General features: G+C 63.0%; 22 protein-coding genes. 16 read left to right on the top strand and 6 right to left on the bottom strand.

Going from position 1 to position 22,119, the window contains the following annotated elements; genetic code table 11:
* Positions 1–48 precede the first annotated feature (48 nt).
* A complete protein-coding gene (gene pdxR, locus A462_RS28955; RefSeq protein ID WP_008431330.1) occupies positions 49–1,422 on the bottom strand; it encodes a MocR-like pyridoxine biosynthesis transcription factor PdxR in 1,374 nt (457 codons plus the stop codon).
* Between the two features lie 133 nt (positions 1,423–1,555).
* Here pdxR and A462_RS28960 point away from each other — a divergent pair, with 133 nt between their 5' ends.
* The 5 genes from A462_RS28960 to A462_RS28980 all read left to right on the top strand — a co-directional run bounded on the left by A462_RS28960 (position 1,556) and on the right by A462_RS28980 (position 7,735).
* A complete protein-coding gene (locus tag A462_RS28960) occupies positions 1,556–2,032 on the top strand; it encodes a carboxymuconolactone decarboxylase family protein (protein ID WP_003217021.1) in 477 nt (158 codons plus the stop codon).
* The gene (locus A462_RS28965) at positions 2,025–2,465 is read left to right on the top strand and encodes a GNAT family N-acetyltransferase (protein ID WP_008431328.1); all 441 of its coding nucleotides are present in this window, start codon (positions 2,025–2,027) and stop codon (positions 2,463–2,465) included. Before A462_RS28960 ends, A462_RS28965 begins: the two co-directional genes overlap by 8 nt.
* Positions 2,462–3,085, top strand: a complete 624-nt coding sequence (locus tag A462_RS28970; protein WP_008431326.1) for an FMN-dependent NADH-azoreductase — start codon at positions 2,462–2,464, stop codon at positions 3,083–3,085. Before A462_RS28965 ends, A462_RS28970 begins: the two co-directional genes overlap by 4 nt.
* A 59-nt stretch (positions 3,086–3,144) precedes the next feature.
* The gene (locus A462_RS28975) at positions 3,145–4,293 is read left to right on the top strand and encodes a MalY/PatB family protein (RefSeq protein WP_008431324.1); all 1,149 of its coding nucleotides are present in this window, start codon (positions 3,145–3,147) and stop codon (positions 4,291–4,293) included.
* A 94-nt stretch (positions 4,294–4,387) separates the two neighbouring features.
* A complete protein-coding gene (locus A462_RS28980; protein WP_008431323.1) occupies positions 4,388–7,735 on the top strand; it encodes a hypothetical protein in 3,348 nt (1,115 codons plus the stop codon).
* A gap of 148 nt (positions 7,736–7,883) precedes the next feature.
* Here the strand turns inward: A462_RS28980 and A462_RS28985 are convergent, their stop codons facing one another.
* Positions 7,884–8,099, bottom strand: a complete 216-nt coding sequence (locus A462_RS28985; RefSeq protein WP_003217010.1) for a TOBE domain-containing protein — start codon at positions 8,097–8,099, stop codon at positions 7,884–7,886.
* Between the two features lie 413 nt (positions 8,100–8,512).
* Here A462_RS28985 and A462_RS28990 point away from each other — a divergent pair, with 413 nt between their 5' ends.
* From A462_RS28990 to A462_RS29000, 3 genes are read left to right on the top strand one after another with little or no spacing between them, the layout of a single operon-like run.
* Positions 8,513–9,484: an aliphatic sulfonate ABC transporter substrate-binding protein gene (locus A462_RS28990; RefSeq protein ID WP_003217008.1), complete on the top strand. Its 972-nt coding sequence runs from the start codon at positions 8,513–8,515 to the stop codon at positions 9,482–9,484.
* Positions 9,485–9,494: 10 nt separating this feature from the next.
* A complete protein-coding gene (locus A462_RS28995; RefSeq protein ID WP_008431322.1) occupies positions 9,495–10,328 on the top strand; it encodes an ABC transporter permease in 834 nt (277 codons plus the stop codon).
* Between the two features lie 2 nt (positions 10,329–10,330).
* The gene (locus tag A462_RS29000; RefSeq protein WP_008431321.1) at positions 10,331–11,044 is read left to right on the top strand and encodes an ABC transporter ATP-binding protein; all 714 of its coding nucleotides are present in this window, start codon (positions 10,331–10,333) and stop codon (positions 11,042–11,044) included.
* Positions 11,045–11,207: 163 nt separating this feature from the next.
* Here A462_RS29000 and A462_RS29005 read toward each other — a convergent pair whose 3' ends face one another.
* The 3 genes from A462_RS29005 to A462_RS29015 all read right to left on the bottom strand — a co-directional run bounded on the left by A462_RS29005 (position 11,208) and on the right by A462_RS29015 (position 13,692).
* Complete coding sequence (locus A462_RS29005; protein ID WP_008431320.1) at positions 11,208–12,143, bottom strand: FecR domain-containing protein; 936 nt, start codon at positions 12,141–12,143, stop codon at positions 11,208–11,210.
* Positions 12,140–12,658 carry a sigma-70 family RNA polymerase sigma factor gene (locus tag A462_RS29010; protein WP_008431318.1) on the bottom strand — a complete coding sequence of 173 codons (519 nt, stop codon included), beginning with the start codon at positions 12,656–12,658 and terminating at the stop codon, positions 12,140–12,142. The genes A462_RS29005 and A462_RS29010 overlap by 4 nt, the downstream gene beginning before the upstream one ends.
* A gap of 92 nt (positions 12,659–12,750) precedes the next feature.
* Positions 12,751–13,692 (bottom strand): LysR family transcriptional regulator, encoded by a 942-nt coding sequence (locus A462_RS29015; RefSeq protein WP_008431316.1) that lies wholly within the window; start codon positions 13,690–13,692, stop codon positions 12,751–12,753.
* Between the two features lie 117 nt (positions 13,693–13,809).
* Here A462_RS29015 and A462_RS29020 point away from each other — a divergent pair, with 117 nt between their 5' ends.
* The 8 genes from A462_RS29020 to A462_RS29055 all read left to right on the top strand — a co-directional run bounded on the left by A462_RS29020 (position 13,810) and on the right by A462_RS29055 (position 21,729).
* Positions 13,810–15,105: an MFS transporter gene (locus tag A462_RS29020; RefSeq protein WP_008431314.1), complete on the top strand. Its 1,296-nt coding sequence runs from the start codon at positions 13,810–13,812 to the stop codon at positions 15,103–15,105.
* Between the two features lie 15 nt (positions 15,106–15,120).
* Positions 15,121–16,305 carry an L-rhamnonate dehydratase gene (gene rhmD, locus A462_RS29025; RefSeq protein ID WP_008431312.1) on the top strand — a complete coding sequence of 395 codons (1,185 nt, stop codon included), beginning with the start codon at positions 15,121–15,123 and terminating at the stop codon, positions 16,303–16,305.
* 11 nt (positions 16,306–16,316) lie between these two features.
* A complete protein-coding gene (locus tag A462_RS29030) occupies positions 16,317–17,117 on the top strand; it encodes an HpcH/HpaI aldolase family protein (protein ID WP_008431310.1) in 801 nt (266 codons plus the stop codon).
* Positions 17,118–17,127: 10 nt separating this feature from the next.
* Positions 17,128–18,561 (top strand): aldehyde dehydrogenase, encoded by a 1,434-nt coding sequence (gene aldA, locus A462_RS29035; protein ID WP_008431308.1) that lies wholly within the window; start codon positions 17,128–17,130, stop codon positions 18,559–18,561.
* A 70-nt stretch (positions 18,562–18,631) separates the two neighbouring features.
* Positions 18,632–19,513, top strand: coding sequence for an amidohydrolase family protein (locus A462_RS29040; protein WP_008431306.1), 882 nt, complete (start codon positions 18,632–18,634; stop codon positions 19,511–19,513).
* Positions 19,513–19,833 carry an L-rhamnose mutarotase gene (gene rhaM, locus A462_RS29045; protein WP_008431304.1) on the top strand — a complete coding sequence of 107 codons (321 nt, stop codon included), beginning with the start codon at positions 19,513–19,515 and terminating at the stop codon, positions 19,831–19,833. The genes A462_RS29040 and rhaM overlap by 1 nt, the downstream gene beginning before the upstream one ends.
* 40 nt (positions 19,834–19,873) lie before the next feature.
* A complete protein-coding gene (gene rhaT, locus A462_RS29050; protein ID WP_008431303.1) occupies positions 19,874–20,932 on the top strand; it encodes an L-rhamnose/proton symporter RhaT in 1,059 nt (352 codons plus the stop codon).
* A 26-nt stretch (positions 20,933–20,958) separates the two neighbouring features.
* Positions 20,959–21,729: an SDR family NAD(P)-dependent oxidoreductase gene (locus A462_RS29055; protein WP_008431301.1), complete on the top strand. Its 771-nt coding sequence runs from the start codon at positions 20,959–20,961 to the stop codon at positions 21,727–21,729.
* Between the two features lie 91 nt (positions 21,730–21,820).
* On the opposite strand, the gene A462_RS34775 is transcribed toward A462_RS29055, so the two are convergent.
* The coding region (locus A462_RS34775; protein WP_008431299.1) for a hypothetical protein at positions 21,821–22,119 on the bottom strand (299 nt) is incomplete at its 5' end.

Here is a 22,119-nt window from a genome sequence, read left to right as displayed (position 1 = left end):
GGTAGAAGCTCGGGGCCGATGTGGCGAATGAAGATGTTCAACCGGTGTTCACAAAGCGCCGTCGATGACCTCGCGCAACACCAGCGCCGCTTCCACTGCTTGCTGGCGAGTCGCCAGGTTGGTGAAGCCCATCAACAGGCCTTGCTGACCGCCGGGCTCGATGCTCCAGCCCGACACGGCCTGTATCCCCAGCCCGGCACGTGCGGCGGCCGCAGCGACGGCCTGATCGCAGACGTCCACCCGCAGCCGCGCCAGCAGGTTGATCCCGCCGGACTGCTCATCCACCTGCAAAAGCGCCCCGCAATGACTGGCCAGCGCCTCCACCAGAAAGCCGCGCCGCACGGTGTAGAGCTGGCGCATTTTTTTCAGGTGGCGGGTGAAATGGCCCTGGTCGAGAAAGTCCGCCGTGGTGGCTTGCAACAATTCGGCGCTGCGGTTTTGCAGCACGCCGGCGCTGGACTCAAAGGCCGGGAGCAGCGCCCGAGGCACCACCAGATAACCCAGGCGCAGCCCCGGGAAGAGCATCTTGCTGAAACTGCCGGAGTAGATCACCCGGTCGGCCGTGTCCTGGCTCTTGAGCGCGGCCAGGGGCTGGCCCTTGTAGCGAAACTCACTGTCGTAGTCGTCTTCCACCACCCAGCCGCCGTGGGCCTGTGCCCAATCGAGCAAGCGATGGCGCCGCGCAGTACCGAGGGCGACCCCCAGCGGGCTCTGGTGGGCCGGGGTGACAATCGCCAGCCGGGCGCCGGGCGCACGCCGTACGCCCTCCTCCACATCAAGCCCGTCGTGGTCCACCGGCACCGGGACCAACTGCACCCCCAGGTGCAGCAGCAGTTGCCGCGCATGCAGGTAGCCCGGGTCTTCGAACCAGCATGGCTGGCCGGCCATCTGCAGCGCATCACACACCAGCGCGAGGCACGCCGAGTAACCGGCACACACGAACACCTGCTCCGGCGAACACTCCACGCCCCGGTACAGCGCCAGGTATTGCGCGATCGCCACACGCAGCGAGCGGGCGCCACGCACATCGCCCATGGCCAGGCTGTTCACATCGACTCGGCGCACTTGCCGGGTGACCAGCCGCGCCCACAGCTTGCGCGGAAAGCTGTCGAGCGCCGGCAAGCCCAACTGCAACAGGCGCGGGGCCGACGCCGGCGCCACGGGTTCGGGTTCAACCGGCAACGACTTGATCGAGCGCTGCGGCAACGCCTCGGCCACCACTGTTCCTGCCTGGCCCCGCGCCAGGAAGAACCCTTCGCTCACCAGCAACTGGTAGGCCGTCTCCACCGTGCCCCGGGCCACCTTCAGTTCCTGGGCCAGGCTGCGCACCGACGGCACCCGCTCACCGGGCCGCAGTTGGCCCTGGTCGATGGCCTGGCGAAAGCGCCGGTAGATCTCCTGGTATTTGGGCAGTGACGACATCGTTATCCGGCTCACAGTGAATCAGCCCTGAAGTCTGATCTTGTCCCAACCCGCTTGTCCATTCTTGGCCCTATTGAGCCGGCGACCCGGCCGCCACACTGACGGCATCACTTCACGAAACAAGGAGCACCCCATGCAACACCGTCTCGACTACGCCCTGGCGGCGCCCGTCGGCTACAAGGCCCTTGGCTCGGTGCACAGCTACATCCACGGCTGCGGCCTGGAGAAGGAATTGATTGACCTGGTGTACCTGCGGGTCTCGCAACTCAACGGCTGCGCCTACTGCCTGGACTCACATTCGCGCGACCTGCTCAAACAGGGCGTGAGCCTGGAAAAGCTGATGCTGCTGGCCGCCTGGCGCGAAGCGTTACCGTTGTTCAGCCCGCGTGAACGCGCCGCGTTAGCTTGGGCCGAGTCGGTCACCCAGGTCGCACAAACCGAGGTGCCGGACGAACACTATGCCGAGGCCAAGGCCCTCTTCGATGACAAGGAAATTGCCGACCTGACCCTGGCTATCGCCCTGATGAACGCCCTGAACCGCGTCGCCATCAGCTTTCGCAAAGTCCCTGCCGCCGTAAAAGCGCACATGGAGCACGGCAACCATGAATGACTCTGTTGAGTTTGTGCACATCGAAAGCGACGCCGACTGCCTGGCCTGCTTTGCCGTTATGCAGCAACTGCGGCCAAAGCTCGAAGGCCCGCACGCCTTCGTCCAGCAGATCCAGCGCCAGCGCGAAACCGGCTACCGCCTGCTGGCCGCCCGGGAAAACGGCCAGGTGCTGGGCCTGGCCGGTTATCGCCTGACGGAAAACCTGCTGTATGGGCGCTTTATCTACGTCGATGACCTGGTGGTGGACGCCTCCCTGCAACGCCGACGCCTGGGTGCGCACCTGCTGGACGAGGTACGCCAGCACACCCGCCGCCTGGGCTATCGCTACCTGGTGCTGGACACCGGCATGCACATGGCCCTGGCCCAACGCTTCTATTTTCGCCAGGGCCTGCTGCCACTGGGGATGCACTTTTCACAGGACCTCGACCAATGACCCGCGCCCTGCTACTGAGCTTCAGCCCCCACGGCAAGGCCGCCCAGACCTTCCGCCTGGCCCGCGCCCTGCTCCGCGAACAGGCGCCGCAAGCCGAAGTGACCGAACGCGACTACGGCGGCCAGGCCTTGCCGGCGCTGACCCGGGAATACGCCAACGCCCTGACCACGCCCGGCGGCCTGAGCGGCCCGGCAACCGAGCGCTCCGAGCAACTGATTGTCGAGCTGGAAGCCTGTGACCTGTTGATCATCTGCACCCCCGTGCACAATTTCACGGTGCCGGCGGCCCTCAAGTGCTGGATCGACCATGTGGTGCGCATCCACCGCAGTTTCACGGTGAATCCGCAGTTTGAGAAAGTTGGCCTGCTCAAGGACCGGCGCACCTTTGTGCTGGTCAGCTCCGGCAGTTCGCGAAAAAACCGCGAGCCCGACTTCCTCACGCCCTACCTGCAGGCGATCCTTGGAACCGTGGGCATTCACGCGGTGGATTTCGTCTATCTGGGGGCCATGGTGCGTGGCGCAGCCGCCGTGCAGCGCAGCCTGGAACAGGCCCACACGCAGTTGGCCGAGGCATTTGACCGGCAAGCGGGCGCCCGGGCGGCAATCAGCGCTGGCGCGTAAAATTAATGGCGCTAGAATCAGCGCCATTTCTACGCCCGCCTCCCTGATACGAGCCACCCATGAGCTTTGATTTCGACACGATCCACTCCCGCCTCGGCACCGGCAGCACCAAGTGGAGTCGTTACCCGCAAGACGTTCTGCCGATGTGGATTGCCGACATGGACATCGCTGCCCCACCGGCCGTGCTTCAAGCGTTGCACGAGCGACTGGGTCAGCAGATCCTCGGCTACAGCGTGGCCTGCGATGGCGTGCGCGAGGCGATCGTCGCCGATCTGTGGGCCAAGTACGCCTGGCGCGTACAGCCGGATGAGTTGCTGTTCCTGCCGGGGGTCGAGCCTGGTTTCAACATGGCGCTGCACGCATTTGTGCAGCCCGGCCAACCGGTGGTGTTGCAAACCCCCAACTACCGCCCGATTCGCCTGGCCCCTGCCCACTGGAACCTGCCGAAGATCGAAGTGCCGTTTGAGTTGAGCGCCGAGGGCGAGTACCTCACGCCGTTGCCAGCGATGCGTGAGGCACTCAAAGGTGCCGGCGCGCTGCTGTTGAGCAACCCGCACAACCCGATGGGCAAGGTCTTCCCCCGTGAGGAACTGCTGGCCGTGGCCAGCGCCTGCCTGGACCAGGGTGCGCTGATCGTCTCCGATGAGATCCACGCCGAGCTGTGCTTTGACGGCCGCCGGCATATTCCCACCGCCAGCCTCAGCCCCGAGATTGCCCAACGCACCATCACCCTGATGTCGGCGAGCAAGGCGTATAACGTCGCCGGGTTGAAGACCTGCTTTGCGGTGATCCAGAACCCCGAGATCCGCGAGCGCTTCAACCAAGCCCGCTGCGGCATGGTCGACAGTGTCAGCCCCCTGGGCCTGGAAGCCACCCGCGCAGCCTACAGCGACTGCGGCGACTGGCTGCAGGCGCTGGTGGCCTACCTGCAAGCCAACCGCGATTACCTGCTGAACGCCGTGCAAACCCGCCTGCCCGGCGTGGTCATGCATGCGCCCCAAGGCACCTACCTGGCCTGGCTGGATTGCAGCGCCCTGGGCCTGGACGACCCGCAACGGTTCTTCCTCGAACAGGCCAGGGTCGGCTTGAGCGCCGGGATTGAATTCGGCGATGACAGCCAGCAATTCGTGCGCCTGAACTTCGGCTGCCCACGGGCCATGCTGGAAGAAGGCATCGCCCGCCTGGAACGCAGCCTGCGTCACCGTTAAGGCGCAATTCACAACTTTTCGCAACGACCGCCGAACCCCTGCTGTTACTGTTTTTGCCGATTCGTCCCACCGGTAACAGCAGGAGTTCCATGGCATGACGACCCAGCCGCTCAACCGCTCGACCGACCCCAAAGCCCTTCCTCTCACACCGCCCAAGTCCGGCGCGGCGTTCCACGTGCTGCTCAAGAACAGCGCCAACAACAAGAAGGTGGAGGCCGGCGACAAAACCGCGCAAGGGCTCGCTGCCAGCAAGGAACAAGGCTATGAACTGGCCGCCAAGGACGCCGCACCGCCCACCACCCTGGGGGACTACAAGGCCATCGGCCCGGCGGACGAAGTCGGCCCCGGCCTGATCCGCTATGAAACCCAGGACGGCAAGAAAGTCATCGTCAGCGAAAAAGACAGCCCCGAGCTGTTCAAGCAAGTCAGCGCCGACTTCAAGGCACTCTCCGGCGTCAACGCCAGCGAAGCCGCCGGCTACCAGCGCCTGGGCGGCGACGCCACGGCCCCGGAAAAGCTCGGCGACTACAAATCCCTCGGTCCGCCCGACGAAACCGGCGCCGGCGTGATTCGCTACGAGACCCAGGACGGCAACAAGTTCGTCATCAGCCAGCGCGACAACCCGGAGGCCTTCCAGAAAGCCAAGGAAGCCTATGAAAGCTTCACCGGCCTGGGCAGCAGCGAAGACGCCGGCTACAAGCGCGCCAGCGACAACGAAGTGTGGCCGCCCTACGCCGGCACCACCGTCGGCCCCAAGGATGAAGTGGGCCCCGGCCTGATCCGCTTTGAAAGCAATGGCCAGAAAATGGTCGTGGCCCGCGACGACAACCCCAAGCTGTTCGACTACCTGGCAGGCTTGCACGAGGTCTACACCAACCCCGACAAAAAGGCCGCCGTGGAGTCCGCGCTCAACGACGGCTCGACCCTGGCAGACGCCAATACCAAGGCGCCGGAGCTGAACGACTACAAGGGCTTCGGCTGGATCGAAGGCCAGCAAGGCAATGTGCTGACCTATGAAACCCACGACGGCACCAAGGTCGTCGTATCGGCCGACGTCAGCCCGGAACTGTTCAAGAGCGTGGCCACCGCCCAGGACACCTGGAGCAAGATCCACTCCAGTGAAGACGCCGGCTACAAGCTGGCCGGGCCGAATGACTTCCTGAAGAACACCGAGATCACCTTCGGTTCCCCCGACGAGCTGGGGGATGGCCTGATCCGCTATGAAACCAGCGAAGGCAAGGTCATCGTCTCCAAGGAGCTCAGCCCGCAGCTCTACGACGAAGTGGTGGCGAAATGGGAAGCCTGGAGCGCCGGCACCGTCGACGAGACCCGCGCCAAGTACAACCTGCCGAGCAACGATGAGCTCGACGTGCTCAACCTCGACACCGGCGTGCATGCCGACAAGGACGACGACAAGTCGCCGACCCAAAGCGTCAGCGAACTGGCCACCACCGAACTGATCGACACCTACCGCGCCGGCGTCAAGGACGGCTCGATTCCCAAGGACGACCCACGGGCCAAACTGGTCCGCGCCCTGGAAGCCCAGGCCGCCTACCAGAACGGCCATGGCATCACCGGCTACGAAGAATCCAAGCGCCCGTTCAATACCACCTGGCGCGAGTTCGATGACAAGCAGACCGAGCTCACTTCCGCCGACATGCACGACATCATCGACGGCAAGGCAGTGCAGGAGCAGATCGGCGAGTTGTTCAAGGACCCGACGGTGCAGGCCGACTACAAGACCAAGATGGACGACGCCATCAGTCACCTGCCCAACAAGGACGAGATCAAGCAGAAGCTTCTCGACCTGACCAGCAACCCCGACTATGTGCTGTACCTCAAGGACCTGCAAAAACAGGGCAAGAGCCACGAAGCCCAGCAGGACCTGAGCAACACCCTGACCTCGCTGTCGCTGTTCGATCCGGAAGCCGCCACCAAGGCCGCGCAGAATATCCAGGCCGACGGCCTCACCACCGACCTCAACGAGATTCTCTCGGACCCGAGCAAGATCTCCGACGACAACAAGGAACTGGCCACCAAGGACCTGTTCGGCCTGCTCAAGGGCGTGCTCAAGGGCAACCTGCTGGACCTGCCGCGCCGCAGCCAGGAAGTGCTGGAGAAATTCCTCAACGAGGGCCTGGAAGGCAAGGAGAAATCCTCGGCCGTGACCAAGGCCCTGGAAGAACTCGGCGACGTCTACAAGAACAGCGGCACCATCAGCGAAGCCGACGTGAAAACCGCCCTGAGCAAACCGTATATCCCGGTGGCGGATCGCGGCATGCTCGGCGAAGTGTTCAACACCCTCAACAGCAAAGGCATCCTCGGTTCGATGGGCGCCGGCGTCAGCCTGTTCTCGGGGATATACCAACTGGTGGGCAAAGGCGGCAAGCTCGGCGAAACCCCGGCCCAACGCATGACCATCGCCAAGGACTTCCTGAGTTTTGCCGGCGGCGCCAGCCACTTCGTCAAGCTCGGTGACAAGATCGGCGAAGCCCTGGGCAAGGGCGGCCTGGTGGACTTCCTCGGCCTGGACAAGACCCTGCCGGAAATCTGGGGCAAGGAAGGTGCGGCCGGCAAAGTCATCGACTTCAGCAAGCCCACCGAAATCGACTCAAAGGTCAGCAAGGAAATCGCTGCGGCCCTGGACGCGGTTCCCGACAGCCAGTACGACGGCGTGGCCAAGCTGTTTGGCGAGGGCGACAAGGCGGTAACCGAAGCCACCGAAGGCCTCGCCACTCACCTGGATGACGGCCTCAAGGCAGCCGGTGCGGCCAAGCTTGGCGCCTCCCAATCGGCGAAGATCGCCGGTTCCGTGATCAAGGTGTTGGGCCCGGCGACGGACATTGCCGGTGGTTTTGCCGACATTGTGCTCGGCGCCCTGGCGATCAAAAGCGGCGTGGACAGCAAAGACCCGTTGGCTCAGGCCGCAGGTGGCTTGCAAGTGGCGGGCGGTGCGTTCGGCGCGTCGGCCGGGGTATTGGGTGCGGCGGCGCTGTTTGGCGCAGGCACGGCGGCGGCGCTGACCGGGCCGCTGTTCCTGGTGGGCGTGGTGTTGGCGGTGGTAGGCGGGATCATCGGTTACTTCGTCGACCACAATAAAAAACAGAAGGCTACCGAGAAGGAAAACGACTGGTACCGCGACCTGGCCGGCGACGGTTTGCTGCAGGACAACTGGGCGGATAAGGTCGAATACGCCCACTACGAGATACACCACTACCACGGCCGCGACACGCCGACCGATGACAGCCTGTTCCGCTTCCAGCAATCGGAGTGGGAGCATTTCGACTCCACACCACAAAGCGGCGGCTCGTCGAGCAACCGGCTGGATGGGGATTTGCACAAGGACTACAAGGACCCAAGCGAAACGCCCAAGGCACTGCCGGAAGCCTCGGATGAGAAGCCGGGGTCACGGCCATCGGGAGGCGGCCCTCGACTCAACTAACCCTCCAACGGCTGTATGCAAAACAAAATGTGGGAGCGGGCTTGCTCGCGAAAGCGGTGGATCAGTCATTGTAGATGTCGACTGTCACACCGCATTCGCGAGCAAGCCCGCTCCCACATTTGGATTGGGTTCACAACTGGACTCGGGTTTACAGCTTGGCGATCGACACTTCGGTCGACTTCACAAAGGCAATCACTTCGCTGCCCACCTTCAACTCCAGGTCACGCACCGAGCGTGTGGTAATCACCGACGTCACGATCCCCGACGCGGTTTGCACGTCGATCTCGGACACCACTTCGCCGATCAGGATTTCCTTGATCACGCCTTTGAACTGGTTGCGCACGTTGATCGCTTTAATGGTCATGTCGGCTTTCCTTTGGTCGGTTGGGTCAATCCGCACGAATGCGCAGGCACTCAAAGTGCCCTATTCGTGAAACCAACAAAAGGAATATATAACTCTTTATTTATTCCATAAAAACATATGCAAGCTGTTGCACAGCCAACAGTGATTCAACAAAGTGCCCGCCTCCCCACTCCCAACCACCTCCCCAAGTAGCAGCTGTCGAGCCCAAGCGAGACTGCGTCAGCGGTCTGTCTGACACACCGCGAACGCAGCCTCGCTTGGGCTCGAAAGCTGCTACGCCAGGGTGTTGCCCTGCCCTGCAAAGACGCTGGCACAGAGACTGCATATTCCTATAACGCATGATGGAGCATGCCATATGAATTTCTGAATATAAGCAAAGCCTTCTCTTTTCCCGCCTTGTCCGGAGCTGTTCCATGAAACCCTTCTTCAATACCCTGTTGGGCGCCTGCGCCCTCGCCTTCAGCCTGCAACCCCTGGCCCATGCAGCGGAAACCGACCCTGCGCAAGTCAACCTGGACTACGCCTACTACTCCCCGGTGAGCCTGGTGCTCAAGCACTTCGGCTGGCTTGAAGAAGCGCTGCCGCAAACCAAGGTCGGCTGGGTGTTGAGCCAGGGCAGCAACCGTTCCCTGGAATACCTCAACAGCGGCGGCGTCGACTTCGCCTCGTCCGCCAGCCTGTCGGCGGTGCTCAGCCGGGCCAATGGCAGCCCGATCAAGTCGGTGTATGTGTACAGCCGCGCCGAGTGGACTGCACTGGTGGTGCGCAAGGACTCGACGTTCAAAAGCGTCAGCGACCTCAAGGGCAAGAAAATCGCCGCCACCAAAGGCACCGACCCGTACCTGTTCACCCTGCGCAGCCTGCAGAAAGCCGGCCTGAGCAAGGACGACGTGGAGCTGGTGCACCTGCAGCACCCGGACGGCCGTACCGCCCTGGAGAAAGGTGATGTGGACGCCTGGGCCGGTCTCGACCCGCACATGGCCGCCAGCGAAATCCAGGCGGGTTCGCGCCTGCTGTACCGCAACAAGGACTTCAACAGCTACGGCGTGGTCAGCGTGACCGACAAATACGCCAAGGAGCATCCACAGACCATCGCCAAGGTGCTCGGTGCCTATGAAAAAGCCCGCAACTGGGCGGTGAAACACCCCGACGAATTCGCCAAGCTGCTGGCCGACGAATCCGGCCTGCCCCTGGACGTGGCCAAGCTGCAATTGTCGCGTACCGACCTTAGCAGCCCATTGCTCACTGCCCAGGACGTGGTGTCGTCCAAGGCGGCCGCGCCGATCCTGGTCTCGGAAGAACTGGTGCGCCGTGGGGTGAATGTGGATCAGGTGATCGACCAGTTGATCGACCCAAGCTTTGGCCAGGCTTTGCCTCGTCCATAAGGGGAGCGTCATGAGCAGCAAAAGCGAAACCCTGCCCGTCGCACTCGCGCCAACGCTCACCGTGCAGCGCAGCGCCTGGCCGCGGCGGCTCAAGGGCCTGGCGTTGCCGGTGTTGATCCTGGTGATCCTTGAAGTGGTGGTGCGCATCGGCTGGCTGCCGTCCTACCAGATGCCGGCGCCCAGCGAGATCGCCGTGACCCTCACCGACCTCGCCGAAGGCGCGCTGTGGAAACACATCAGCGCCAGCCTGTTGCGGGTGCTGCTGGGGTTCTCCATCGGCGCCGGCCTGGCCCTGGTGTTTGCCGCCTGGGTCGGCTTGAGCCGCGAGGCCGAGGCGTACCTGGAACCAACCTTCGCCGGCCTGCGCTCTATCCCGAGCCTGGCCTGGGTGCCGCTGTTGCTGCTGTGGCTGGGCATTGATGAGACCTCGAAGATCGTGCTGATTGCCATCGGCGCGTTCTTCCCGGTGTACCTCAATGGCGTCGCGGCCATTCGCGACATCGACCGCAAGCTGGTGGAAGTCGGGCAGATGTATGGCTTCAGCCGCACGCGCCTGGTGCGTCGCATCCTGTTGCCTGCCGCCCTGCCCGGCCTGTTCACCGGCTTGCGCAGCGGCCTGAGCCTGGCGTGGATGTTCCTGGTGGCGGCCGAGTTGATCGCCGCGACCAAGGGCCTGGGTTACCTGCTCAGCGATGGCCGGGAAACCTCACGGCCTGACATTGTGCTGGCGGCGATCATCGTGCTGGCGCTGCTGGGCAAGATCAGCGACGGCCTGTTGGCGGCCCTGGAAAAACGCTGCCTGGCCTGGCGCGACACCTTCAACGGCCAAGGCCCGGAGAATTGAGCATGAGTGAAGCGCTACTGGACATTCGCGTCGAGCGGAAAAACTTCGGCGCGACGACGGTGCTGACCAACGTCCATTTGGCCTTGCAGCCGCGGGAAGCCGTCAGTTTGCTGGGCCCCAGTGGCTGCGGCAAAAGCACCTTGCTGCGGATCGTCGCCGGGCTGGAAAAGGACTATCAGGGGGAACTGTTGCAAGGTGGTGGTGAGGTCGCGTTTGTGTTCCAGGAGCCACGCCTGATGCCGTGGCTGACGGTGGAGCAAAACATTGGTTTCAGCGATGACGATGGCTATGACAAGGCCTGGGTCGCGCAGTTGATCGATGAGGTGGGGCTTACGGGTTTTGGCCAGGCGTTGCCCAAGGCGTTGTCTGGCGGGATGGCGCAACGGGTGGCGATTGCTCGCGGGCTGTATTCACGGCCGCAGGTGCTGTTGCTGGACGAACCGTTCAGCGCGGTGGATGCGTTTACCCGCATGAAGCTGCAGGACCTGCTGCTGCAATTGGCCGAGCACCACGGGATCGCCCTGCTGCTGGTGACTCACGATGTGGACGAGGCGCTGTACCTGAGTGACCGGGTGTTGGTGATGGATAACCGGCCGAGCAGTATTCGCCAGGAGCTGGCGGTGGAGCTGGTGCATCCGCGGGATCGGCGGGATCCGCTGTTGGCGCGGCTCAAGGCACTGGCGTTGACTGAGCTGCAGCGGGCGCATGTGATCTGAAAGGCACGTGTTGAGTCCGCCCAAAATCAAAAGCTGAAGCGGGCACGGTTCAAATGTGGGAGCGGGCTTGCTCGCGAAGGTCGTTAAAGATGACGCGGGCATCCTGATTCAACGCGGCGCTCTCAGGTTCTTCGCGAGCAAGCCCGCTCCCACAAGGATCGCATCAAGCAGCCGATTTACGCGGCGTCAACGTCACCCAATACTGCGTACGGGACTGCACTTGCAGCGGCATCGTCGACGCCAGCAACGCAAGAATTCGATTGGTATCAGCCAACTGAAAACTCCCAGTGACCCGCAGCGCTTCAAGGCTCGGGTCCCAGCGCAGCACACCCGGCCGATACCGCTCCAGCTCCCGCAAAAAATCACCCAACAGCTGGTTCTGCGCAGTCAGCACACCGTCGCGCCAACCCAATTGCAACACATCAAACCCCACCGCAGCGCCCATCCCCGACGCCTGCAACCGTGCCTGCTGCCCCCCCTGTAATGTCGCCACTTGCCCACGCAGGTCCTGCACCTGCACCGCGCCCTTCAACACCGACACCAAACACCCGGAAGACAACTGCCGCACACACACTTCAGCCTGGCTGACGATCACCTGGCCATAACGCGTCTGCACCGTCAGCGCACCAGCCCCCGGCACCGTCAACGCCATCTCCCCTTCCACCAGCGTCACACGGCGCCGGGCCGTATCCACGTCCACCGCGCTCGCGGTATTCAGTTGCAGGCTGCTGCCATCCAACAGCGGCACTCGCTTGCGTTCGCCAGTGGCGGTGTGCAGGTCGGCGCGCCACACGTCGATAGGCAATTGCCGGCTGAGCAACCACGCGGTTGGCAACAACGCGGCGACACCCAAGGCACGCTTGAGTACTGCACGCCGTCCCGGTTGCGGACGATCAAGGCTGGCCATGGCCAACGCTGGCGGCAAGTCGGTAAACCGTTGGCGCAGCGATTGGGCTTTTTGCCAGATCTGCTCATGCTGGGGATGGCTGTCACGCCACTGCTGCAGGCGGGCGTGATCACGTTCGGTGGCGCTGCCGGATTCCAGCAACGCCAGCCATTGCGCCGCCGCCCGGGCGAGATCCGGCGCAGCACGGCTCACAGTTCCACCAGCAGGCAATGCTCGTAAGCCTGGGCCATGTAGCGCTTGACCGTACGCTCGGACACCTTGAGCCGCTCGGCAATCTCCCGATAGCCGAGTCCTTCCAGCTGGCTCCAAAGAAACGCGCGGCGCACTACCGCCGGCAAACCGTTGAGCAATTCATCCAGGGCTTGCAGGGTTTCCAGCAGCAACCAGCGTTGCTCCGGCGACGGCATGCAAGCCTCCGGCAACTGCATCAACGCATTGAGATACGCCTGTTCCAGACTGCGCCGCTGGTGAAAATTCACCAGCAAGCGCTTGCCCACCGTCACCAGATAGGCCCGGGGCTCCTGCAATTGCGCAATCGGCTGCGCGCTGGCCAGCACCCGCAGGAACGTGTCCTGGCTCAGGTCGGCCGCATCCCAGGCGTTGCCCAATCGGCGCCGCAGCCAGCTTTCGAGCCAGCTGCGGTGGTCGCGGTACAACGTGTGAAGGCTGGGTTCAGCGAGGTGCGTCGGCACTACAGCATCATTCATGGCAAGTAACCTGCGCGGCGCGAGCCAGTCTCAAATGAGATTCATTCTATTTAATAACCTGCCGGCATACCACGTTCTTTTGCACACGATGTTTAAAGCAATGCGGCCTTTTGCCTGAGCATGTCGATAAACAACCCCAACTCGCGGCTCACCGGGTCGCCCTTGCGCAGCAGCATCCCGAACGGTGCCAGTTGCACCTCCAGCACCACCGGCAAGGCCACCACGAGGCCCATTTTCAAGTAATCCCGCAGGGCGCTTTCCGAGAGCACCATGATCGCGTCGGTGAGTTGAATCAGTTGCTGCATGGAATACACCGAACTGCACTCGATAATGTCCGCCGGCTGCGGCAAGGCCAGGTGTTGCAATGCTTCATCAAAACCAATGCGCGCCGGGCTGGTTTGCGGTTGCAGGATCCACGGCCAGTCACTGACCAGTTCCGCCAGCGGCAGATGCTCGCGCTGGGCCAGGGGGTGGCCAGCGTGCACCACCACCAGCATGCGTTCGTTGCCCAGGGGCTCAAAGGTGTAATGCTCACTGTCGGTGGCGGCGTTGCGCCGGGCGATGGCCAGGTCGATGCGGCCTTGCTCCAGCAACTGGATCACCTGGTCGCTGGTATCGCCCATGATGCGAATGCGCATCTGCGGGTTGAGGGTTTTGATCTGCGCAATGGAGTCCATCACAAGGTCCGGCGCCGCGCCCATGATGGTGCCGATCGACAAATACCCGTAGCCGCCCTGCTGGCGCATCATCAGTTCCTCGGCGCAGCGGTCGAGGCCACTCAGCGCCGACTCGGCAAAGCGGATCAATTCCTTGCCCAGTGCCGTCGGGCGCATGCCCCGGGGCAGGCGCTCGAACAGGTCACAGGCAAACATATCCTCGATCTCGCGCAACATGCGCGTCGCCGCCGGCTGCGACATGTTCAGGCTTTGGGACGCACGGTGCAGGTTCTGGCTGGAACTCAAGGCCACCAGCATATGCAGATGCTTGTAGCGCAGTCGGTTGAACAGGCTGCGGGAGATTGCGGGACTACTCATTTTTTTCCTTGTTATCGATACCCTGAGGTTATCAGTTGTAAGCGAGATTCGATTTGTAGCGTATAGATGGAGCGCCGTACAGTCCTTCCCATAAGAACAAAACAACTGGACTGAACAATGAAGACCCTGCCTGCGTCCTTGCTCGCCAAGATTTCCTGGCGGCTGCTGCCCTTTCTGCTGTTGATGTACATCATGGCCTTCCTCGACCGCGCCAACGTCGGGTTCGCCAAGCAAGCCTTCCAGGCCGACACCGGCCTCAGTGATGCCGCCTTCGCCTTTGGCGCCGGGGTGTTTTTTGTCGGCTATGCGCTGCTGGAAGTGCCGAGCAACCTGATCATGCATCGCGTCGGTGCCCGCCTGTGGATGTGCCGGATCATGGTCAGTTGGGGCCTGGTGTCCGCCGCCATGATGTTTGCCCATAACGAAACCAGCTTCTACCTGTTGCGCTTCCTGCTGGGCGTGGCCGAAGCCGGGTTTTTCCCCGGTGTCATTCTCTACCTCACCTACTGGTTCCCCTCTGCGGTACGCGGCAAGGCCATGGGGTTCTTCTACTTTGGCGCGCCCCTGGCCTTCATCTTCGGCAGCCCGCTCTCGGGCCTGTTGTTGGAGCTGGACGGGTTCTCTGGGCTGCACGGCTGGCAATGGCTGTTCGCGGTGGAAGGCCTGATGGCCACCGCGGTTGGCATCTGGGCCTACTGGTACCTGGACAACCGCCCCGCCGATGCCAAATGGCTGAGCGTTGCAGAGCGCCGCCAGATCCAGGACCTGCTCGACCGCGAAGACCAGCACAAAACCTCTCACGGCCGTAGCCTGCTCACTGTGCTGTGCCAGCCCAGCGTGCTGTACCTGTGCCTGGTGTACCTACTGATCCAGGCCAGCGTTTACGGCGTGGTGTTCTACTTGCCAACCCAGGTCGGTGGGCTGCTGGGGACCAAGGTCGGCTTGATGGTGGGCCTGGTCTCGGCGATTCCCTGGGTCTGCGCGCTGTTCGCCGCGTGGTGGATTCCCGGCTATTCCGACCGCACCGGCGAGCGCCGCAAAACCGCGTCCCTGACCCTGTTGATGGCCGCCGCCGGGATCGCCTGCTCGGTGACCTTTGCCAACCCGCTGCTGGGCATGCTCGCCCTGTGCTTTGCCGCCTCGGGCTTTATCGCCGTGCAACCGGTGTTCTGGACCTTCCCGTCCAGCTACCTGGCCGGCAGCGCAGCGGCCGCCAGCATCGCCCTGATCAACTCCTTCGGCGCCCTCGGCGGTTTTATCGCCCCGGTGCTGAAGAACTGGGCAGAAACCGCCTTTCACTCCCCTGCGGCCGGCCTTTACCTGCTGTCCGCCACCACTGTAGTCGCAGCCTTGCTGGTACTCGGTATCCATTCCCCAGGCCATAAAGCGACGAACACGCCGGCCACTGTTTAATCAAGGAGTCACACCATGGGCAATCTCACAATCAAGCACGTGCGCGCCTTTGTGCTGCGCGGCGGCGGTGCGGACTACCACGACCAGGCAGACGGCCACTGGATCGACGATCACATCAGCACCCCCATGAGCAAATACCCCGAGTACCGCCAGAGTCGCCGCAGTTTCGGGATCAACGTACTCGGCACGCTCGTGGTCGAAATCGAGGCCAGCAACGGCACCGTCGGGTTCGCCGTGACCACCGGTGGCGAGCCCGCCGCCTATATCGTCGAGAAGCACCTGGCGCGCTTCCTGGAAGGCGCCCGCGTCACCGATATCGAAAAAATCTGGGACCAGATGTACCAGTCCACCCTGTACTACGGCCGCAAGGGCCTGGTGATCAACACGATCTCCGGTGTCGACCTGGCGCTGTGGGACCTGCTCGGCAAAATCCGCCAGGAGCCGGTGCACCAGTTGCTCGGCGGCGCGGTGCGTGACGAATTGCAGTTCTACGCCACCGGCGCCCGCCCGGACCTCGCACAGAAGATGGGCTTTATCGGCGGCAAGATGCCCCTGCACTACAGCCCGTCGGAAGGCGAAGAAGGCCTGCGCAAAAACCTCGAGGAACTGGCGACCATGCGCGAACGGGTCGGTCCGGACTTCTGGCTGATGCTCGATTGCTGGATGAGCCTGGACCTGAACTACGCCACCAAACTGGCGATCGGCGCCCATGAATACGGCCTGAAATGGATTGAAGAAGCGCTGTCGCCCGACGACTACTGGGGCTATGCCGCCCTGCGCAACAACGTGCCCAAAGGCATGTTGGTCACCACCGGCGAACACGAAGCTACCCGTTGGGGCTTTCGCATGCTGCTGGAGATGGGTTGCTGCGACATTATCCAGCCGGATGTGGGCTGGTGCGGCGGCCTCACCGAGCTGGTGAAAATCTCGGCCCTGGCCGACGCCCATAATGCGCTGGTGGTGCCTCACGGCTCGTCGGTCTACAGCTACCACTTCGTCGCCACCCGCCATAACAGCCCGTTCGCCGAGTTCCTGATGATGGCGCCCAAGGCCGATGAGGTGGTGCCGATGTTCCACCCGCAACTGCTCGGTGAGCCGGTGCCGGTGAATGGCCGCATGCGCCTGTCGGTGCTCGACAAGCCCGGGTTTGGCGTGGACCTCAATCCCGATTGCCAACTGCATCGTCCGTATAACCGCTGAGGATTCCAGCCATGAACATGCCCCACAACGCTTTCAAGGCTGCGCTGCGTAAAGACGCCGCGCAATACGGGATCTGGGCCGGCTTCGCCACCGCCTATGCCGCCGAGATCGTCGCCAGCACCGGTTATGACTGGATGCTGATTGACGGCGAACACGCCCCCAACACCGTGCCCAGCGTGCTCAACCAGCTCCAGGCCGTGGCTCCCTACACCACCGCCCCGGTGGTACGCGCGGTAAGCAGCGACGCCAACCTGATCAAGCAACTGCTGGACGTCGGCGCCCAGACGCTGATGATCCCGATGGTCGAAACCGCCGAGCAAGCCAAGGCCCTGGTGCGTGCGATGCGTTATCCGCCCCACGGTATTCGTGGCGTTGGTGGCGGCTTGACCCGCGCCACCCGATGGGACGGCGTGTCGGATTACCTCAACACCGCCCATGAACAGCTGTGCCTGATCGTGCAGGTGGAGTCGCGTCGCGGCGTTGAAAACGTCGCGGCGATTGCGGCGGTGGAAGGCGTGGACGCGGTGTTTATCGGCCCCGCCGACCTGTCCATCGGCCTCGGTCACCCCGGCAATCCCGGGCACCCCGAGGTACAGGAGCGCATCCAGTACGCAGTCAATGCCACGCTGGCGGCCGGCAAGGCCTGCGGCATTCTCGCGCCCAACGAAGACGACGCCCGCCGCTATCAAGCCTGGGGCTGCCAGTTCATTGCGGTGGCCATCGACATCAGCCTGCTGCGCCAGGGTGCCATGTCGACCCTGGCCCGCTATCGCCCCGCCGCCGACGCCAAAGCACCGTCACGTACTTACTGAGGAGCCAAGCATGTCATCCGTACCGGTCTACCAGAACTTCATCAACGGCCGCTTTACCTCCAGCGATGCACACCTGGATGTATTGAACCCGGCCACCGGCGCCCTGTTGTCGAAGGTCCCGGCGTCCACCTCCGAAGACATCGACCAAGCCTTGGCTGCCGCACGTCATGCGCAAAAAGACTGGGCGCGCAAACCGGCGATCGAACGTGCCGGGCACTTGCGCCGCATCGCCGCCAAGCTGCGGGAAAACGTCGCCCACCTGGCGCGCACCATTACCCTGGAGCAAGGCAAGGTCAGCGGCCTGGCGGAAGTGGAAGTCAACTTCACCGCCGACTACCTCGACTACATGGCCGAGTGGGCACGCCGCATTGAAGGCGAGATCATCACCAGCGACCGCCCCAATGAAAATATCTTCCTGTTCCGCAAACCCCTGGGTGTGGTGGCCGGCATCCTGCCGTGGAACTTCCCGTTCTTTTTGATCGCCCGCAAGATGGCCCCGGCGTTGCTCACCGGCAACACCATCGTGATCAAACCCAGCGAAGAAACGCCGAACAACTGCTTCGAGTTCGCCAAACTGGTGTCCGAGACCGACCTGCCGGCCGGGGTATTCAATGTGGTCTGCGGCGATGGCCGCGTCGGTGGCGCCCTCACCGCCCATAAGGGCGTGGACATGATCAGCTTCACCGGCAGCGTCGCCACCGGCTCGCGGATCATGGCTGCCGCCGCGCCCCATATCACCAAGCTCAACCTCGAGCTGGGTGGCAAGGCACCTGCCATCGTCCTCGCCGATGCCGACCTGGACCTCGCGGTAAACGCCATTCGCGACTCGCGGATCATCAACAGCGGCCAGGTGTGCAACTGCGCCGAACGGGTGTACGTGGAGCGCAAGGTGGCTGACCAGTTCATCGAGCGCATCAGCGCCGCGATGGCTGCCACCCGCTACGGCGATCCCATCGCTCAGGCCGATGTGGAGATGGGCCCGCTGATCAACCGCCAGGGCCTGGACAGCGTCAATCGCAAGGTGCGCACCGCGCTGGGCCAGGGTGCATCGCTGGTCACCGGTGGGCAGATTGCCGACCTGGGCCAGGGTTTTCACTTCCAGCCGACGGTATTGGCTGGATGCCACGCCGACATGGAAATCATGCGCGAAGAAATTTTTGGCCCGGTGCTGCCGATTCAGATTGTCGACGACCTGGATGAGGCCATCGCCATGGCCAACGACTGCGACTACGGCCTGACCTCCTCGATCTACACCCGCGACCTGGGCAAGGCGATGCAGGCGGTGCGCGAATTGTCGTTCGGCGAAACCTACGTCAACCGCGAGAACTTCGAGGCGATGCAAGGCTTTCATGCCGGCGTGCGTAAATCCGGGATCGGCGGCGCCGATGGCAAGCACGGCCTGTACGAGTACACCCACACCCATGCGGTGTACTTGCAGAGCTGAAGTGGTGCAACGGGCCTTGGCGCGGTAGCGTGCGGGCCCTTCCCCATCCATTGTTCCGAAGGATTGCGCTATGCCCCTTACCCCTTACAGCGGGCCGATCATCGACAGCCATTTGCACCTGTTCGACCCGCGCCGCCCCCAGGGCATTCCCTGGCCAGAGCCCGGCAACGAGCTGTATGCCGCGCATTTGCCGGCGGACTATTGGGCGCTGGCAGGCGAACATAACGTGATCGGCGCCATTGCCGTTGAAGCCAGCCCATGGCGCGACGACAACCGCTGGTTGCTGGAGACCTTGCGCAGCGACCCGCGCATGCTCGGTTTCGTTGGCAACCTGGACCCGCTGCACGGCGACTTTCCGGCTGATCTGGATGCCTTGGCCGATGAGCCGCTATTCCTCGGCTTGCGTTACGGCAACCTGTGGGACCGCGACTTGCTCGAAGACCAGGCGCGCCCCGGCTTCATTGATGGCCTGCGCCGGCTTGCCGAATGCGGCCGTGGCCTCGACAGCGCCAACCCCAATCCGCGCCTGATCAAAGGGCTGCTGCACCTGAGCGACGCCTTGCCCGAGCTGCGCATTATCGTCGATCACCTGCCCAATGCCAGCGTGCCCGCCGGTGAAGAATCGGCGTATCACGCTGACCTGATGCGCCTGGCAGAGCGGCCCAATGTGTTCGCCAAACTCGCAGAAATCCCTCAGGTCGGTCCACGTGGACTGATCACCGACCCGGCGTTCTACAACGACCGCTTGGCTGTGCTGTGGGAAGCCTTTGGTGAAGACCGCTGCTTCTTCGGCAGCGACTGGCCCAACAGTGATCACCTGGCCAATTTCGCCACCACCCTGGGCCTGGTGAAGGCCTGCATGGCGAGTAAATCCGAGGACGTACAGGGCAAGTTCTTCCTGCACAACGCGGTGCGCATCTACAGCCCCACGCCACCGCATGGAGGCCAGTGATGCAGACCCGAGCCTTTCGCATGAACCTCAACCCCGGCCAGCACGCGGAGTACCGTCGACGCCACGATGAGATCTGGCCCGAACTGGCCCAGGCCCTGCGTGATGCCGGCGTGGTGGACTACCGGATCTTCCTCGACGAGGCCAGCAACGCCTTGTTCGCCGTGATGACCCACGAAGACCAGCATGGCCTCGACGCGTTGCCGAGCACCGCGCTGATGCAACGGTGGTGGCAGTACATGCAAGACATCATGCCCAGCCATCCGGACGCCTCGCCCGTCAGCGTGGATTTGATCCCGATGTTCAGCCTCACCCCAGGCTGAAACAGCGTGCTACCACAACAATAAAAAAGGATTCGACTACGTGGAAATCATTCTCTTCGGTGTGATTCTGCACTTCATCGGCGGCTTCGCCTCCGGCAGCTTCTACATCCCCTACAAGAAAGTCCGCGGCTGGGCCTGGGAAAGCTACTGGATCACCGGCGGCCTGGTGTCATGGCTGATCGTGCCGCTGATTGCCGCGCAACTGACCGTGCCCGGCTGGGCCGACATCCTGCGCCAGGCCGACAGCAGCACCTTGCTCTGGACCTACCTGTTCGGCGTGCTCTGGGGCATCGGCGGGCTGACCTTCGGCCTGACCATGCGCTACCTCGGGCTGTCCCTGGGCATGTCGCTGGTACTGGGCCTGACCTCGGCCCTTGGCGCCTTGATGCCGGCGCTGTATCGCGACCTGTTCACCGACGCCACCGAAGGCACCCTGACCTCAATGCTCGCCTCCCAGGGCGGGAATTGGGTGCTGTGGGGCGTGGCGGTATCGCTGGTGGGCATCGCCGTGTGCGGCAAGGCCGGGCTGATCAAGGAACGAGAAGTGCCGGAAGCGCTGAAATTCGCCAGCATCAGCGAGTTCTCGGTGGCCAAGGGCATGCTGGTAGCGGTGATCTCCGGGGTGCTGAGCGCGTGCTTCAGCTACGGTATTTCAGCCGGGCGCCCACTGGCTGCCGCGGCTGTCGAGCATGGCGCCAACAGCCTGTTCCAGAACAACGTGACCTTCATGGTGATCATGTGGGGTGGCCTGACCACCAACGGCCTCTGGTGCCTGTGGCTGAACTGGCGCAACCGCACGTTCCACAACTACACCGACCGCAGCACTCCGCTGCTTGGCAACTACCTGTTGGTGGCGTGTGCCGGCACCCTGTGGTTCCTGCAGTTTTTCTTCTACGGCATGGGCGAAAGCCGCCTGCAGAACGACGCCAGTTCGTGGGTGTTGCACATGTCTTTCATCATCATCGTATCCAACTGCTGGGGCCTGTATTTCCGCGAATGGCAGGGCACCAGCGCCACCAACAAAGGCGTATTGGCCGCGGGTATCGCGGTGATTCTCGGTGCCATTGCCATGGTCGGTTACGGCAACTATCTCGGCTGAGGCCGCTTTTTTTCAGGAGTTCACTTATGTTACTTGCAGACAAAACCGTGATTATTACTGGCGCCTCCCGTGGAATCGGCCGCGCCGCCGCCAGGGAATGTGCACGCCAGGGTGCCCGTGTGGTCATCGGCCACAGTGGTAGCGGCCAAGGCACTGAAGCGGCGTTTTCGTTGATCGAGGAAATCAAGGCGTTCGGCGGCCAAGCGGTGGAGGTGGGCGGCGATGCGGCTGATCCGGACACCGGCGACAAACTGGTGGCCGGCGCGCTCAAGGCATTTGGCAGTGTGGATGTGTTCGTCAACAACGCCGGGATCTGTCCGTTCCACTCGTTCCTCGACATGCCGCGTGAGGTGTACCTGAAGACGGTCAACACCAACCTCAACGGCGCCTACTTCGCCGTGCAAGCGGCGGCAAACCAGATGAAAAACCAGGGCAAGGGCGGCGCGATCATCGCCGTCAGTTCCATCAGTGCGCTGGTGGGTGGCGGGATGCAGACGCACTACACGCCGACCAAGGCCGGGCTGCACTCGTTGATGCAGTCCTGTGCGATTGCGTTGGGGCCGTATGGTATTCGCTGTAATTCGGTGTTGCCGGGGACGATTGCCACCGATATCAACAAGGAAGACTTGGCCGACGAGGAGAAGCTGGCGTACATGACTTCGCGCACGCCGTTGGGGCGCCTGGGTGAACCCGACGACGTCGCGGGGCCCATCGTGTTCCTCGCCTCGGACATGGCGCGGTATGTGACCGGAGCTTCGCTGTTGGTAGACGGGGGATTGTTTGTCAACTTGCAGTAGCGTTGGGAAGCGGGCCGCCGCGACGGGGCGTCCCTGCCCCGTGCTACCTGCGTTCGGCCAGCGTGGTTTAACGGGGCGCCTAAGATCAAGATCAAAAACAGATCAAGARCACAGCGGCCTGAAAGCCGACTTGAGTGTTAAAAGCAAAATCAAAAGCTAAAGCGGGCACGGTGCACTGTAGGAGCTGGCTTGCCGGCGATGGCATCGCCTCGGTGTGTCTGATGTACCGAGGTGTCTGCATCGCCGGCAAGCCGGCTCCTACAGAAAAGCGGCCTTTGATCTGGCTTTTAACACTCAGGTCGGCTTTCGGGCCGCCGTGTTCTTGCTTTTGATCTTGATCTGACTGCCCCAATAAGCCCGAGGCCGAACGCAGGTACTGCAGCGCGGGTA

It is taken from the genome of Pseudomonas sp. Ag1, assembly GCF_000278565.1.
GTDB lineage: Bacteria > Pseudomonadota > Gammaproteobacteria > Pseudomonadales > Pseudomonadaceae > Aquipseudomonas.
The sequence above is the reverse complement of the archived record's forward strand: the minus strand, read 5'-3'. Positions and strand labels throughout refer to the sequence as shown.

Bases quoted from the DNA above. Each gene is read 5' to 3' on its own strand.
- pdxR (WP_008431330.1), bottom strand. From the start codon at position 1,422: ATGTCGTCACTGCCCAAATACCAGGAGATCTACCGGCGCTTTCGCCAG.
- A462_RS28960 (WP_003217021.1), top strand. From the start codon at position 1,556: ATGCAACACCGTCTCGACTACGCCCTGGCGGCGCCCGTCGGCTACAAG.
- A462_RS28965 (WP_008431328.1), top strand. From the start codon at position 2,025: ATGAATGACTCTGTTGAGTTTGTGCACATCGAAAGCGACGCCGACTGC.
- A462_RS28970 (WP_008431326.1), top strand. From the start codon at position 2,462: ATGACCCGCGCCCTGCTACTGAGCTTCAGCCCCCACGGCAAGGCCGCC.
- A462_RS28975 (WP_008431324.1), top strand. From the start codon at position 3,145: ATGAGCTTTGATTTCGACACGATCCACTCCCGCCTCGGCACCGGCAGC.
- A462_RS28980 (WP_008431323.1), top strand. From the start codon at position 4,388: ATGACGACCCAGCCGCTCAACCGCTCGACCGACCCCAAAGCCCTTCCT.
- A462_RS28985 (WP_003217010.1), bottom strand. From the start codon at position 8,099: ATGACCATTAAAGCGATCAACGTGCGCAACCAGTTCAAAGGCGTGATC.
- A462_RS28990 (WP_003217008.1), top strand. From the start codon at position 8,513: ATGAAACCCTTCTTCAATACCCTGTTGGGCGCCTGCGCCCTCGCCTTC.
- A462_RS28995 (WP_008431322.1), top strand. From the start codon at position 9,495: ATGAGCAGCAAAAGCGAAACCCTGCCCGTCGCACTCGCGCCAACGCTC.
- A462_RS29000 (WP_008431321.1), top strand. From the start codon at position 10,331: ATGAGTGAAGCGCTACTGGACATTCGCGTCGAGCGGAAAAACTTCGGC.
- A462_RS29010 (WP_008431318.1), bottom strand. From the start codon at position 12,658: ATGAATGATGCTGTAGTGCCGACGCACCTCGCTGAACCCAGCCTTCAC.
- A462_RS29015 (WP_008431316.1), bottom strand. From the start codon at position 13,692: ATGAGTAGTCCCGCAATCTCCCGCAGCCTGTTCAACCGACTGCGCTAC.
- A462_RS29020 (WP_008431314.1), top strand. From the start codon at position 13,810: ATGAAGACCCTGCCTGCGTCCTTGCTCGCCAAGATTTCCTGGCGGCTG.
- rhmD (WP_008431312.1), top strand. From the start codon at position 15,121: ATGGGCAATCTCACAATCAAGCACGTGCGCGCCTTTGTGCTGCGCGGC.
- A462_RS29030 (WP_008431310.1), top strand. From the start codon at position 16,317: ATGAACATGCCCCACAACGCTTTCAAGGCTGCGCTGCGTAAAGACGCC.
- aldA (WP_008431308.1), top strand. From the start codon at position 17,128: ATGTCATCCGTACCGGTCTACCAGAACTTCATCAACGGCCGCTTTACC.
- A462_RS29040 (WP_008431306.1), top strand. From the start codon at position 18,632: ATGCCCCTTACCCCTTACAGCGGGCCGATCATCGACAGCCATTTGCAC.
- rhaM (WP_008431304.1), top strand. From the start codon at position 19,513: ATGCAGACCCGAGCCTTTCGCATGAACCTCAACCCCGGCCAGCACGCG.
- A462_RS29055 (WP_008431301.1), top strand. From the start codon at position 20,959: ATGTTACTTGCAGACAAAACCGTGATTATTACTGGCGCCTCCCGTGGA.